Here is a 14,418-nt window from a genome sequence, read left to right on the forward strand (position 1 = left end):
GTTTCCTCTGGCCCACGGCGGATCACCGCAGAATGCGACTTTTCATTGTTTTTATGGCCGATGGAAGGGGGTAGCAACTCACGCTGGCGCAAGTCAGGCCAACGCTTGCAATATCCCGGCAGGCGCAAAATCGATGCGGATCAGGAACCTGAGTCGGATAGGCTCGAATCCGATTGAATCATGGTCGCGTGCAACAGATAACGCTCGGGGCCGGATGTCAGCGCGTCGAACGGCCAGCAGGTCGACAGCACCAGCTCATACCGGTTGGTGAGCGGAACGATGCCCGATTGATCGAAGCGGACGACCGAGCTGCGATCGGCCCGGTAGCGAAAAATCTTGCCGTCGCTTCTCGTGACGTCGATCTCGTCACCGATTGTGACGTCCTTGAGAAAGCGGAAATGGGTGTCGCGATGCGCGGAATAGACCGCGATGCCCGGCTCGCCGGCATCGACGGTCTCTTCGACATGGCCGGGACCGAACGCCAGCGCCTGGCCGCTGCTGCCGGCCAACGCAATCGCGGAAGCGTGCAGACGCTTCACCTCGATCCGGGCGACGGGCCAGGTATCGGCCCAGCGCCACGGCTTCACGGGATGTCCGGTCGCGATGCTCTTTGCGAAAGCGCGCTCCAGCAGCACCTGCGCGAGCAGTGCCTTGTCGTGGATATAGGCGCCTTGGCCGAACAGGATCAGGCCGATGAGGGCGAAAGCGAGCGGGAGGATAAAGCGGCGCATTGTTGAGCCTTCCGTCATTCCGGGGCGCGTAGCGAACCCGGAATCTCGAGATTCCGGGTTCGATGCTGCACATCGCCCCGGAATGACACTCGAAGAAAAAGTGGCGCGCGCGGCCCCGGGGGGACGGGTGAGAAGGCCGCGCGCGCTCTTGAAAGAGAAGGTCGGGGGGCACCTCCTCCTTTCATCCGACGTCAGTGGGACAACGTCTGACGTCGGTTGAACACCAGAAGCAGAAGGCTGACCGTAAGCAGGATCACACCTGCGATCATCTTCAGCTCGGCGTCGGTCGCGGTCTTCGGCAGCTGGATCGTGCCGGGACCTTGCGTCGCGACTGGTGACCGCTTCAGCGCGGTGAGCTGCACCTTGCCGTCACCCGCGTCGGCGCGCCGCTCGGTCGGTGCAGCTGGCAGGCGCGGACGCTCGCCGAACACCTTTGCGAAATCCCAGCCGGCGGGCAGGTTGAGCGGCAGTTCGGAGAGCTTGAGCGGCTCGCCTTCGGGACGGCTCGGCGTCTTGTCGACCGCAACCAGGCTGGTCAGCCGCGTCACAAGCTGATGCTCCAGCGCCAGCGCGAGGATGGTCTTGTCGGCATCTTCAGGGCTCTGTTGGCGTGTGGTGCGCGTGACCTCGGCATCCTCGATCTTGCGGCGTGCCCACAGTTTCGACAGGCCCTTGCCTTCCGCGGCATTCGCGAGCGGCAGCGTCACGCTCCACGGACGATCGCCGATGCGGCCCTTGATCTCGACCGAGCCGGCGAGCTTGTCGAGCTTTGCGGCCAGCACCAGCGGCTCGTCGCGGTAGACGTCGGGCAGCGCCGACGGCGTCAGGTCGGCTGTCGCCTCGGAGAATTTTGCGGCGAGGTTGGTCACCGCAGGATTCTCCAGCTTGGCGAACAGGTCGCGCATCCGCTCGTCGACCTGCTCGACCGAGCCAATATGGGTGAAGGTGCCGCGGCCGAGTTCGGCGGCGCGCGTCATCAGATAGGTATTCGGTGCCGAGCCGATGCCGACCATGAAGATTCGTGAGCGACCGCGCAGCGCGCTGATGGTCTCGAACAATTGCTGCTCGTTGCCGATGGCGCCGTCGGTGAGGAACACGACCTGCCGGACATGGTCGGCGTCGTCGTGGTTGGTGTCGGAGAGCGCTGCGCGCATCGCCGGCACCATCTCGGTGCCGCCGCGGGCCTGGATCGCACTGACGAACGACGTCGCGTTGCCGATATTGGCGCTGTTCGCGGCGACCGGCGACGGGAACAGGGTGTCCATGGTGTCGTCGAAGCGGATCACGTTGAAGCGATCAGTCGGTTGCAGGCGGCCGAGCGCGTAGATGAGGCTCGCCTTCGCCTGGATGATCGAGGTGCCGCCCATCGAGCCGGAATTGTCGATCACGAAGATCACTTCGCGCGGCAGGGCCTTCTGCTGCGCCTGCTCGACCGATGGCGGGGTGACGAAGGCCAGCAGATAGTCGGAATTGCCGACATGCTCGCGGAACAGCCCGACCGACGGGGCCTTCTCGGCGGCGGGCTTCCAGCTCAGCTCGAAATCGCGATCGGCCGGCACCGGGCCTTCCGCGAGCTTGACGACGCGCGTGGTGCTGTCGGGGCTCTCGATCTTGACCTGGTGGAAATGGCTCTTCACCTCGCCGAGCGGGAAGCCGGCGTTGAGGTGCACCGTGATGTTGGTCGGATTGATCGGGGCGTTCGTCGCGGGATCGAGCACTTCCGAGGCGATCCGATCGCGGTCCGGCACCGGATCGGTCGTGGTCGCGCCCCAGCCACTGCCATCGGCGCGGAGGTCGACGCTCTGCACCACCGGACGCGGATTGTAGCGCGGGCCGACCACCATCGGCACCCGCAGCGAGAATTCGTTGCCGTTCTGCTGCACCGGTTCCTGATATTCGATCTGCACCAGCACGGTTTCGCCGGGGCCGATATTGGCGACCGAGTTGGTGAAGATGTTCGGCCGTTCCTGCTCGGTGAGCGCGGCCTTCTGGCCATTCTGCTTGGCCTGCTCGTAGATCGCGCGGGCCTGCTGCCGCTCCTTGATGTCGCCGACCACGATGCGGTCGCCGACCACCATCTTCAGCGTGTCGACCGCGCCGCCCGCCGGCAGCGGATAGACATAGGTCGCTTCCACCCAGTCCTTGGTCGGGTTGCGGAAGATCTGCGTGACGCGGGCGCGGACCGTCGGGCCCGACACGGTGAGGTCGACATCGATGCCGAGCCTCAGCGCATCCCTATAGCCGTCGTCGGTCTTGAACAGCAGCGAGCCGGAGCGGGCCTCGCTCGGCCGCAGCACCGCCTGTTGCGGCAACTCGGCAGACCACACCGGATCAAAACTCACGAACAGCGCCGCGAAGCCGATCGCCAGCGCGGCCACACCTTCCACCAGGAAGAACAGCGCAATGCGCATCCGGCGCGACAGCCGGATCTGCGGGCTGCTCTCACATGCATCGTAAATCGTCATTTTCGTCACTCCGAGCGAGGCTTTCGCTGCTTCGCAATCATGGAGAGCGGCGGTTTTGGCGCGAGCAGAATGATCGGCAATGATTGGCCGCCGCCCGGCGCGGCCCGCCGCCGGCCGAGGCGGTTTTGTGCGGTTTTGTGATGGATTGTCCGGTCTGCTAGACTGCGCAGATTGATGGGGAATCAGCGCAGGACCACGATGCCGACGCCTGACAAGCAGCTTTCCGCCGAGCAGAGCCGGCAGGTCGCAGAGACCATCCGCGAGGAAATCGCGCGCCGCCGCATCTCGCGGCAGACGCTGGCCGAGCAGGCGAAGCTCAGCCTGTCGACATTGGAGAAGGTGCTCGGCGGCCGCCGTCCGTTCACGCTGGCGACCACGGTGCGGCTCGAGCAGGCGCTCGGCGTGTCCTTGCGCAAGCTGCCGGCGGCAATCACGGTGGGTGCACCTGCCAATGGCGGGATCGCGCCCGACAGCCTCGGATCCTATTCGCGCCGCTCGGTGGCGCGGATCGAAGGGACTTACATCACGGTGCGCCCGTCATTCGGCGAGCAGGGCGCGGTCTATGCCTATCGGACGGAGATCGCCTGGGACGATGCGGCGTCATCGCTCGGCTTCCGCGAGGCTGAGCGGCAGGATACCGACTACACCCAGTATGGCGAGGTGGCGGTGCCCAACGAATCGGGCTTCGTCTATCTCGTGACCAACAGGCACGGCCAGCATCGCGTGATCACGGTCTCGCGCCCGCGCAATTCCGGCGAGATGTACGGCATCATCACAACGCTGCTCGCCGGCCGCGGCTCGCTGCTGACGCCGGTCGCCGCGCCGATCGCATTCCTGCCGGTGAAGAACGTGCCCAAACCGAGCCTCGGCCGGGTGTCGGCCGACGATGCGAATTTTGCCCTCTATCGCGAGCATCTGCGCCGCACGATCGACGAGCCGTTTGCGATCTTTTTGCCGGGGTAGCGTCAAACGCATTAGCTCCGTCATCCTGAGGTGCGAGCTCTTGCGAGCCTCGAAGGATGCACGGCCACCAGCGGGGCCGTCGACCCTTCGAGACGCGCGCAAGAGCGCGCTCCTCAGGGTGACGGTGATAGAGTGGTCGCCGGCGGCCTTACCTGCGAAGAACCGCAAAACAACGAAGCCGCCCGGATGGGCGGCTTCGCGATGGCTGATGTTTGGACGCGGTGCGCGCAACGCTAGCCGCCGGTCTCGGCGCTGATGATGTCGCCGAACAGCTCCCACTGTCTGTTCTTGAACTGCATCATCTTGAGCTGCTCGACCGGCGCGAAGTCGGTCGCGCTGGTGTTGATCCGGATGCCGGGGATCAGCGTGTCGGGCGTGAAGTCCTTCAGGCTGGCGGCCTGCTTCATCACGTTCTCACGCGTGAGATTGTCGCCGGCCTGCTTCAGCACCTGCACCATGGTCTGCGCCGCGGCGTAGCCATAGACCAGATTGGCGTCCGACAGATTGGCGCCCGGCATGTACTTCTCGGCGAAGGCCATGAACTTCTTCATGCCCTCGTCATTCTTCCACTGCGGATCGGAGGCGTCCTTGAGGTAGCCGGCCGACAGCACGCCTTCGGACGCTTCGAGGCCGGCGGGCTTCATGACCGCGCCGATCGAGATCGAGACGTCGGTCATCACGTGCATCGGCTTCCAGCCGAGCTCGGCGATCTTCTTGATCGCCTGTGCGGCGAATTTCGGCGTCGAGATGTTGACGAACACGTCGGCGCCGGTGTCCTTCAGCTTGACGATGTGGGAATCGATCGACGGCTCGGTGGTCTCGTAGCTTTCCTCGGCGACGATCTTGACGCTCGACTTGTCGAGCACCTCCTTCAAGCCGACCAGGTAGTCCTTGCCGAAATCGTCATTGGCATAGAAGATCACGACCTTGGCGTCCGGCTTGGTCTTGAGGATGTACTTGCCGAAGATCCGCGCCTCGACGCGATAGCTCGGCTGGAAGCCCATGGTCCACGGGAAATCCTTCGGATCGTTCCACTTGCTGGCGCCGGTGGCGAGGAAGAGCTGCGGCACCTTCTTGGCGTTGTGATACTTCTGCACCGCGGTCTGGGTCGGCGTGCCCAGCGCGTTGAACACCAGGAAAACCTCGTCGCTCTCGATCAGCTTGCGGATCTGCTCCACGGTCTTCGGCGGCGAGTAGCCGTCGTCGTAGGAGATCCAGTTGATCTTGCGGCCGTTGATGCCGCCCTGATCGTTGATCATCTTGAAATAGGCTTCTTCGGTCTTGCCGATGACGCCATAGGCGGAGGCGGGACCGCTATAGGCCTCGACATTGCCGATCTTGATCTCGGTGTCGGAGGCGCCGGTGTCATACTTCTTTTGTGCAAAGGCGGCTTGGCTGGAGAGCAGGTAGAGCGCCGCGGCAGCGGCCAGCAGCGACAATTTTGTGGTTTTCATAAAGGCAATTTCCTCGATTGATTCTGGTTGGGGACTTACGCAACGAACCCGCAGCCGGTCCCGGCAGACGGTTGCGGGGCAATTCTTGTCACTGCGAGATCCGGAACGCGTGAGGCGCGTTTTCGGATCACGCCGCGGTATCGGTCGGCTTCGGCTGGCTGAATTGCTGCCGGAGCGTCGGCTTATGAATCTTGCCTGTCGCATTCCGCGGCAGGGCATCGATGAATTCGATCAGGCGCGGACACTTGAACCGCGCCAGATTGGCCTGGCAATGCGCGTGGATCTCTGCCGGCGTCAGCGTATGGCCCGGCTTAACGGCAATGATCGCCATTCCGACTTCGCCCCATTGCTGGTCGGGAATGCCGATCACAGCGGCCTCGGCAACGGCCGCCAATTGATGCAGCACGCTCTCAACCTCGGCCGGATAGACGTTCTCGCCGCCGGAGATGTACATGTCCTTCCAGCGGTCGACGATGTAGTAGAAGCCTTCCTCGTCGATCCGCGTGGCGTCACCGGTGTGCAGCCAGCCGTCGGTGAAGGAGGAGGCGTTGGCGTCCGGCCGGTTCCAATAGCCCGGCGTGATGTTCGGGCCCTTGACCCAGAGTTCGCCGAGCTCGCCGACCGCGGCATCGCCGCCGTCGGGCCGCACGATGCGAACCTCGGTGTGCAGCACCGGCTTGCCGGACGAGCCGGCCTTGCGCGCGGCATCCTCGCGGTCGAGCACCATCACCGCCGGCGACGTCTCGGTCATGCCGTAGCCCTGCTGCAGCGCCACGCCGCGCGCCTCCCAGGTCTTGAGCAGCGGCACCGGCATCGGTGCGCCGCCGACGCCGCCGATCATCAGGCGGCTGAAATCCACCGACGCGAAGGACGGATGCTGCGCCATGAACTGATAGATCGCGGGCACACCGAAGAAGACGTTGATGCCTTGCGCGGGATCGCCGATCAGCTTCAGCGCCTCGCCGGGATCGAACGCGCGCATGATCAGCACCGTGCCGCCGGCATGCAGCACCGGGTTGGTGTAGCAATTCAGTCCGCCGGTGTGGAACAGCGGCAGCACCGTCAGCAGCACCGAGGCCGGCGAGATGTAGGCGGGGCCGCCGAGATTGACGCAATTCCAGAATGTCATCCCATGGGTGATGATCGCGCCCTTGGGCTGGCCCGTGGTGCCCGAGGTATACATGATGGTCGAGATGTCATCGAGGGTGACCTCCTCGAACCGTTCGAGCGGTTTGGCCGCCGCGATGCCGGCTTCATAGGCGCCGCCGGGGCCGAGCCGCACGGTTGACGCGACGTCGCACAGCTTGGCGACCGCAAGCGCGGTCTCGGCGAGCTCGTCGTCATGGATCATCACTTTTGGCGAAGCGTCGCCGGTGATGTAGCGCAGCTCGGGAACGGTGAGGCGGGTGTTGAGCGGCAGAAAGATGGCGCCGATCCGGAAGCAGGCGAACTGCACTTCCAGCGTATCCGTGGTGTTCAGCGCGAGCACCGCGACCCGGTCGCCGCTGGTAACCTTCAGCTCGTTACGCAGATAGCCCGCGAGCCGCGACACCCGGGCATCGAGCTCCGCATAGCCAAAGCGGCGACCGCTTGCGAGATCGACAAGCGCCATCTTGTCCGGCGTGCGCCGGCGATGATGCGCGATCCAGTCGTAATAACGAACCGGCAAATTTCCCTCCTCTGGAACGGCAGTCTTGCGCCGCCTGTTCCTGGCTCGATTGATGCCATGAATTGCCAGTGGAGGGGGCGTATTAGGATACTGTCTTGCGTTTAGTGGCTGGCAAATCGCCGGCCCGGACGCCGGCGCCGGAGGCAGCCACTCGACGCAAGTGAACAGGGAAAAATCCGGACATCGTCGGAGGTGGGAATCAACGGAGCACGCGGATGGCAAACCCGTTCTACACCAGCGAGCATGAGGCCTTTCGCGAGGTGATGCGGCGCTTTGTGGCCAGGGAAATCGAGCCTTATGCCCATCAATGGGACGAGGAGGGCGAGTTTCCGCGCGCGCTCTATGCCAAGGCGTCCGAAATCGGGCTGCTCGGCCTCGGTTTCCCGGAGGAATATGGCGGGATCGCCGCCGACCAGTTCATGAAGATCGTGGCCTCGCAGGAGCTGGCGCGCGCCGGCGCCGGCGGCGTCTCCGCGAGCCTGATGAGCCACACCATCGGCTCGCCGCCGATCGCCCGCGCCGCGCGGCCCGAGGTCAAGGCGCGGGTGCTGCCTGAGGTGCTCGCCGGCAAGAAGATTTCCGCGCTGGCGATCACCGAGCCGAGCGGCGGTTCCGATGTCGCGAACCTGCGCACCAAGGCGCGCCGGGACGGCGACCATTACGTCGTCTCCGGCGAGAAGACCTTCATCACCTCGGGCATGCGCGCCGACTATCTGACGGTCGCGGTGCGCACCGGCGGTGAGGGCCCGGGCGGCGTCAGCCTGTTGCTGATCGAGGGCAATACGCCCGGCCTGTCCCGCACCAAGCTGAAGAAGATGGGCTGGTGGGCGTCGGATACCGCGACGCTTCATTTCGACGAATGTCGCGTTCCGGTCGAGAATTTGATCGGCGAGGAAGGCCAGGGCTTCAAGCAGATCATGTACAACTTCAACAGCGAGCGCATGGGCATGGCGGCGGGCTGCACCGCCTATGCGCGCGTCTGCCTCGACGAGGCGATCGCCTACGCCAAGGAGCGCAAGACGTTCGGCAAGCCGATCGCGCAGCACCAGGTGATCAGGCACAAGCTCGTCGACATGGCGCAGAAGGTCGCGGCCTCGCAGGCGATGCTGGAGATGCTGGCGTGGCGGCTCGGCCAGGGCGAAAGCCCGGTCGCCGAGATCTGCATGATGAAGAATCAGGCGACGCAGACCATGGCGCATTGCGCCTCCGAGGCGGTGCAGATCTTCGGCGGCGCCGGCTTCATGCGCGGCATCAAGGTCGAGCGCATCTACCGCGAGGTCAAGGTCAACGCGATCGGCGGCGGCACCGAGGAGATCATGAAGGATCTCGCGTCAAGGCAGATGGGGTTGTGAATACCTCTCTCTCACCACCGTCATTCCGGGGCGCGCGTAGCGCGAGCCCGGAATCCATCAGGCCGCAGATTCGATGTGAAATGGATTCCGGGCTCGCCGCTTCGCGTCGCCCCGGAATGACGAGGTAAGAACCATGCTCTTCACCACCGACCACGACGAACCGCGCCGCCTCTTGCAGAAATTCATCGCGGCCGAGATCAATCCCCATGTCGACGAATGGGAGAAGGCCGACATCTTCCCGGCGCATGAGCTGTTCAAGAAGCTCGGCAATCTTGGCTTCCTCGGCCTCAACAAGCCGGTCGAATTCGGCGGCCAGGGGCTGGATTATTCTTACGCACTGATGATGGCCGAGGAGTTAGGCGCCATCACCTGCGGTGGCGTGCCGATGGCGATCGGGGTGCAGACCGACATGGCGACGCCCGCGCTGGCTCGGTTCGGCTCCGACGAGGTGCGGCGCGAATTCCTGGTGCCGGCGATCGCGGGCGACCAGGTCGCCTGCATCGGCGTCTCCGAGCCCGGCGCCGGCTCCGACGTCGCCTCGATCAAGACTAATGCGCGCTCCGACGGCGACGACTACGTCATCAATGGCGGCAAGATGTGGATCACCAACGGCACCCAGGCCGACTGGATCTGCCTGCTCGCCAACACCAGCGATGGCCAGGTTCATCGCAACAAGTCGCTGATCTGCGTGCCGATGAAGACCAAGGGTGTGCAGGTCGCCCGAAAACTCGACAAGCTCGGCATGCGCTCGTCCGACACCGCGCAGATCTTCTTCGACAATGTCCGGGTGCCGAAGCGCAACCGGATCGGCGAGGAAGGGCAGGGCTTCACTTACCAAATGATCCAGTTCCAGGAGGAGCGGCTGTGGGGTGCGGCCGCCTGCCTGAAGGCGCATGAATTCATCATCCACGCGACCATCGACTACACCCGAGGCCGCAAGGCGTTCGGCGGCTCGATCCTCGACAACCAAGTGGTGCACTTCAAGCTCGCGGAGATGCAGACCGAGGTCGAGCTTCTGCGTTCGCTGATCTATCGTGCCGGCGAGGCGCTGGTGGCGGGCGAGGACGTGACGCGGCTCGCGACCATGGCCAAGCTGAAGGCCGGCAGGCTCGGCCGCGAGCTCACCGATGCCTGCCTGCAATATTGGGGCGGCATGGGCTTCACCAATGAGACGCCGGTCAGCCGCGCCTATCGCGACAGCCGCCTGACCTCGATCGGCGGCGGCGCCGACGAGGTGATGCTGATGGTATTATGCAAGATGATGGGCACGCTGCCCGGGATGAAGAGGAAGTAGCGCGAAGCCGTCCGGCGGATTGCATGCGCCGCCGGCAACGATCGCAGGGATGGAAACCGATATGCTCTATCAGGAGAGTGAGAGAGTCCTCGAGCTGAAGCATCGGCTTCAGTCGTTCATGGATCGCCATGTCTATCCGAACGAGGCGCGGTTCTACCGCGAGGCGGAAGAGCTCGGCCCATGGAAGGTGTTCCCGGTTGTTGAGGAGCTGAAGCCCATCGCGAAGGGAGAGGGGCTGTGGAATCTGTTCCTGCCCGAGAGCGAGCACGGCGCAGGTCTCTCCAATCTCGAATATGCGCCGCTGTGCGAGATCATGGGGCGGTCGCATCTTGCACCCGAGCTCTTCAATTGCTCGGCGCCCGACACCGGCAACATGGAAGTGCTGGCGCGCTACGGCACAAGGGAGCATCAGGAGCGGTGGCTGAACCCGCTGCTCGCCGGCGAGATCCGGTCCTGCTTCGCGATGACCGAGCCGGCCGTGGCCTCCAGCGACGCGACCAATATCGAGAGCTCGATCGTGCGCGACGGCGATGACTACGTCATCAACGGCCGCAAATGGTACACCACCAACGCCACCGACCCGCGCTGCAAGATCTGCATCTTCATGGGCAAGACCGACCCCGATAATCCGGACCGGCATCGCCAGCAGTCGATGATCCTGGTGCCGATGGATACGCAAGGGATCGAGGTGCTGCGTCCGCTGCCGGTGTTCGGGTTCTACGGCGTGCCGGATCGCGCCTCCGAGGTCGTGTTCAGCGATGTGCGGGTGCCCGCAAGCAACATGCTGCTCGGTGAGGGCCGCGGCTTCGAGATTGCGCAGGGCCGCCTTGGTCCGGGCCGCATTCATCACTGCATGCGGCTGATCGGGCTCGCCGAACGCACGCTGGAGAAGATGTGCGTCAGGACCAGGAGCCGGATCGCGTTCGGCAAGCCGGTCGCGGAGCAGACGGTCACGCAGGAGCGGATCGCGGAATCGCGCATCATGATCGAGCAGGCGCGCCTTCTGACGCTTAACGCAGCCCACATGATGGACACCGTCGGCAACCGGGTGGCCAAGGCCGAGATCGCCATGATCAAGGTCGCGGTCCCCAACATGGCCTGCCAGGTGATCGACTGGGCGATCCAGGCCCATGGTGGCGGCGGCACCAGCAATGATTTCGGGCTCGCGGCGGCCTACGCGACAGCCCGGCTGCTGCGTCTCGCCGACGGTCCGGACGAGGTCCATCGCAACCAGATCGCGCGGCTCGAGCTGCGCAAATACGGCAATGCCTGAACCGGAAACCTGCGCGGTGAATGCACCGCGCACGACATTGTTGCAGTCACCTCGCCGGCGCTCCATGGTGGCGGCGATCAAGAACATGGGAAACGCCTGATGATCACGCTCTATCACTGCGATGCCGCGCGCTCGTTCCGTCCGTTGTGGATGCTGGAGGAGCTCGGGCTGCCTTATGAGCTGAAGATGCTGCCGTTCCCGCCGCGCGTGTTCGCCAAGGAATATCTCGGCATCAATCCGCTCGGCACCATCCCGTTCATGGTCGATGGCGAGACGAAGATGACGGAGTCCTCCGGCATCTGCCATTACCTCGGCACCAAATACGGCCCGACGCCGTTGATCGTAGGCCCCGACGAGCCGGCCTATGGTGCGTTCCTGAACTGGATGTATTTCTCCGACGCGACGCTGACCTTTCCGCAGACGCTGGTGCTTCGCTACAGCCAGCTCGAGCCGGAGGAGCGGCGCAACCCGCAGGTCTCGGGCGATTATGCAAAATGGTTCCTGGGCCGCCTGCGCGCGGTGGAAGCGGCCGCCGCGAATTCTGAATTCCTCTGCGCGGAACGCTTCACGGCTGCCGACATTGCCAACGGTTATGCGCTCCGGCTCGCCAGCAATATCGGCCTCGCCAAGGATTTCGGGCCGAATGTCGCGGCCTATTGGGCGCGGCTGCAACAGCGCGACGGTTACAGGCGCGCGGTGGCGTCGGAGCAAAAAGCCGGGCAGGAACAGAACGTTGCGCCGCGCGCGCGGCCGTAACTTTCCTGTCGTTCCGGGGCAATGCGATCTCATGCGTAATTGCGCGCTGCGGAACCCTGAGATTCCCCGATGCGCAATTGCGCATTGGGGTTCGATGCGTCGCATCGCCCCGGAATGACGACGTATCGCTTTTGCGAATTTGCGCTATGGTAGCTCCGCCGCAGCGGCCCAAAGAGCCGCGCGAGGAGGAACCGCCATGGACGCGATCGTGGACGCGAAGTGCCAGAACTCCGGCCAGCCGTCCGGCCACCGGATGCTGATCACGCCGGAACGGGTGTTCTATGCCGGGCTGCTCGGCCGCCCGCGCGAGCGCTGTCCCGGCGCATTCCACGTCTATGTCGCGATCCGCGACGGCCTGCATCTGTCGACCAGCGAGGGATGCGAGTCCCACGGCGAGCTCGCGGTGACGATGCCGAACCTGCGCCACACCATCACCAGCGAGTATCGATCGGCGATCTGTGTTGCGATCGAGCCGGAAAGCGTGCCTGACGGCACACTCGAAGCCGTCGCGCGCCGCCTGCAAGGGCCGGACTCTCATCTGTTCGCGAACCGGATTCGCAACGCCTATGCAACGCTTGCCGAGATGCAGCATCGCGACGCGATCGCGAATGCCGAGTTCGACACCATGTGCTTTGGCGATGCGCTGCCGCAGCGTGTGCTCGATCCGCGGGTGGTGCGTGCGATCAGCCGCATCGGGCAGTTCTCCGGCGAGCCGGTGACCGCAGCAGGCTGTGCCACCGAGGCCGGGCTGTCGCCGTCGCGCTTCCTGCATCTGTTCAAGGAAGAGACTGGAATCTCGTTCCGCTCGTTCCGCGCCTGGAAGCGCGCGCGGCATCTGCTGCATTTCGCCAACCAGGACATCAACCTCGCGCATCTCGCGCAAGACATCGGCTATCCCGACTCGACCCATTTCAGCCACTCGATCCGCCGCTTCTATGGCCTGAAGCCGCGCGCGATCTTCTCCGGCTCGCGGGATCTTGCGATCTACCGCACCGGGCAGGAGCGCGCGCTGACGTAACCATCCGTCGTCCCGGCCTAGTGCGCAATTGCGCACGGGAGCCGGGACCCATACCGCGTGATCTATCTGCGACGCGCGCTGGCAGAGATATCGTGAAGCAATGAACGGCTGTGGTTATGGTTCCCGGCCTTCGCCGGGACGACGCTAGAGATTAGCGCCCTGGATCACCTCGCCGAACCGCAGCCAGCCGGGCCCTTCGATCCGTTGCAGCTGAAGCTGCTGCAGCGGGTGATGATTGGTCGGGCTGGTGTTGACCTTGATGCCGGGTAGCAGCGTCGGGACCTCGACATCTTTCAAATTGTTCGCCTGAGCCATGATGTTGTCGCGGGTGAAGTTGCCCTTGCACTGCTCGAGCACGATCTTGAGCACCTGCGCCACCGTGTAGGCATATAGGCTGTAACCCTCCTTCGGATTGCCGTCCGGGAAGTACTTCGCCATGAAGGCGAGAAAATCCTTCACGCCGGGGTCGTTGGCCCAGGCCGGATCGGCGACGTCCTTCACATAAGCCGACGAGATCGTGCCCTGCGACTTGTCGAGACCGACTGGCGCAATGGTCGAGGAGATCGAGGCGGCGCCGCTCGCGATAAAATGCATCGGCTTCCAGCCGAGCTCGTAGATCTTGCGGATCGATTGCGCGCAGAATTTCGCCGTGGAGCCCGAGATCAGCACGTCGGGATTGGCGCCGCGCAGCGCGACGATCTGGGAATCGATCGTGGGATCGGTGACCTCGTGCGAGGCCACCACGGTTGAGGTCGCGAACCGCTCGCCGAGCACATCCTTGGTCCCGGCGACGAAATCCTTGCCGAGATCGTCGTTCTGGTAGAGCACCGCGAACTTCGCGTCCTTGTTCTGGCTCAGCGCATATTTGACGAACACCTGCGCCTCGGTGCGCGCACTCGGCGCAAAACCCATGGTCCAGGGATAGCTTTTGTAGTCGCCCCATTTGTCGCCGTTCACCGACAGGAACAGATGCGGCACCTTGGCGGCGTTGATGTATTTGACGACCGACGAGTTCGGCGCGGTGCCGAGCATGTTGAACAGGAAGGCGACATTGTCGCTTTCGATCAGGCGGCGCACCTGCTCCACGGTTTTCGGCGGATTGAACGCATCGTCGTAATAGATGTACTTGATCTGCCGGCCGGCGATGCCGCCCTGCTCGTTCAGCATCTTGAAATAGGCTTCCTGGCAGCGCGCCTGCACGCCCAGCGCCGACACCCGGGCCGCTCAGCGAGGTGGTGCTGCCGATCTTGATCTCGGTCGCGGTGACGCCGGGCGTATCTTCGGCAAGCGAAGGCCTGAGGCCCGCGGCCGCGGCAAGTCCCGCGCCTGCGGCGCCTGTGAGCCATCTGCGCCGGTTGATCGAGACCATGATTTTCTCCCCGTGATGCCGGCTTGTTGCGCCGCTTCTGCTTGCAGCAGAGCCTATGCGCCGCGTGGGCGTCG

At 64.3% G+C, this 14,418-nt stretch carries 11 protein-coding genes; 6 read left to right on the plus strand and 5 right to left on the minus strand.

What is annotated here, in order from left to right:
• Positions 1-140: 140 nt before the first annotated feature.
• Together ACVIGA_RS24150 and ACVIGA_RS24155 are read right to left on the minus strand one after the other, a co-directional pair.
• Positions 141-731: a class GN sortase gene (locus ACVIGA_RS24150; RefSeq protein ID WP_456668251.1), complete on the minus strand. Its 591-nt coding sequence runs from the start codon at positions 729-731 to the stop codon at positions 141-143.
• Between the two features lie 191 nt (positions 732-922).
• Positions 923-3,142, minus strand: a complete 2,220-nt coding sequence (locus tag ACVIGA_RS24155) for a marine proteobacterial sortase target protein (protein ID WP_456670878.1) — start codon at positions 3,140-3,142, stop codon at positions 923-925.
• A gap of 252 nt (positions 3,143-3,394) precedes the next feature.
• Between ACVIGA_RS24155 and ACVIGA_RS24160 the strand changes: the two genes are divergently transcribed.
• Positions 3,395-4,159 (plus strand): helix-turn-helix domain-containing protein, encoded by a 765-nt coding sequence (locus ACVIGA_RS24160; RefSeq protein ID WP_456668252.1) that lies wholly within the window; start codon positions 3,395-3,397, stop codon positions 4,157-4,159.
• Between the two features lie 233 nt (positions 4,160-4,392).
• Here the strand turns inward: ACVIGA_RS24160 and ACVIGA_RS24165 are convergent, their stop codons facing one another.
• Both ACVIGA_RS24165 and ACVIGA_RS24170 read right to left on the minus strand, forming a co-directional pair.
• Complete coding sequence (locus tag ACVIGA_RS24165) at positions 4,393-5,613, minus strand: ABC transporter substrate-binding protein (RefSeq protein ID WP_456668253.1); 1,221 nt, start codon at positions 5,611-5,613, stop codon at positions 4,393-4,395.
• A gap of 127 nt (positions 5,614-5,740) precedes the next feature.
• Positions 5,741-7,282: an acyl-CoA synthetase gene (locus ACVIGA_RS24170; protein WP_456668254.1), complete on the minus strand. Its 1,542-nt coding sequence runs from the start codon at positions 7,280-7,282 to the stop codon at positions 5,741-5,743.
• A gap of 215 nt (positions 7,283-7,497) precedes the next feature.
• On the opposite strand from ACVIGA_RS24170, the gene ACVIGA_RS24175 reads away from it, so the two are divergent.
• The 5 genes from ACVIGA_RS24175 to ACVIGA_RS24195 all read left to right on the plus strand — a co-directional run bounded on the left by ACVIGA_RS24175 (position 7,498) and on the right by ACVIGA_RS24195 (position 12,975).
• Positions 7,498-8,634 (plus strand): acyl-CoA dehydrogenase family protein, encoded by a 1,137-nt coding sequence (locus tag ACVIGA_RS24175; protein WP_456668255.1) that lies wholly within the window; start codon positions 7,498-7,500, stop codon positions 8,632-8,634.
• A gap of 133 nt (positions 8,635-8,767) precedes the next feature.
• Positions 8,768-9,928, plus strand: a complete 1,161-nt coding sequence (locus ACVIGA_RS24180) for an acyl-CoA dehydrogenase family protein (RefSeq protein ID WP_456668256.1) — start codon at positions 8,768-8,770, stop codon at positions 9,926-9,928.
• Positions 9,929-9,989: 61 nt separating this feature from the next.
• The gene (locus ACVIGA_RS24185) at positions 9,990-11,201 is read left to right on the plus strand and encodes an acyl-CoA dehydrogenase family protein (protein WP_456670879.1); all 1,212 of its coding nucleotides are present in this window, start codon (positions 9,990-9,992) and stop codon (positions 11,199-11,201) included.
• A gap of 99 nt (positions 11,202-11,300) precedes the next feature.
• Positions 11,301-11,957, plus strand: coding sequence for a glutathione S-transferase family protein (locus tag ACVIGA_RS24190; protein WP_456668257.1), 657 nt, complete (start codon positions 11,301-11,303; stop codon positions 11,955-11,957).
• 196 nt (positions 11,958-12,153) lie between these two features.
• Positions 12,154-12,975, plus strand: coding sequence for a helix-turn-helix domain-containing protein (locus ACVIGA_RS24195; protein WP_456668258.1), 822 nt, complete (start codon positions 12,154-12,156; stop codon positions 12,973-12,975).
• Between the two features lie 144 nt (positions 12,976-13,119).
• On the opposite strand, the gene ACVIGA_RS24200 is transcribed toward ACVIGA_RS24195, so the two are convergent.
• The gene (locus ACVIGA_RS24200; protein ID WP_456668259.1) at positions 13,120-14,190 is read right to left on the minus strand and encodes an ABC transporter substrate-binding protein; all 1,071 of its coding nucleotides are present in this window, start codon (positions 14,188-14,190) and stop codon (positions 13,120-13,122) included.
• Positions 14,191-14,418 lie beyond the last annotated feature (228 nt).

This window comes from Bradyrhizobium sp. USDA 3240, assembly GCF_054063295.1.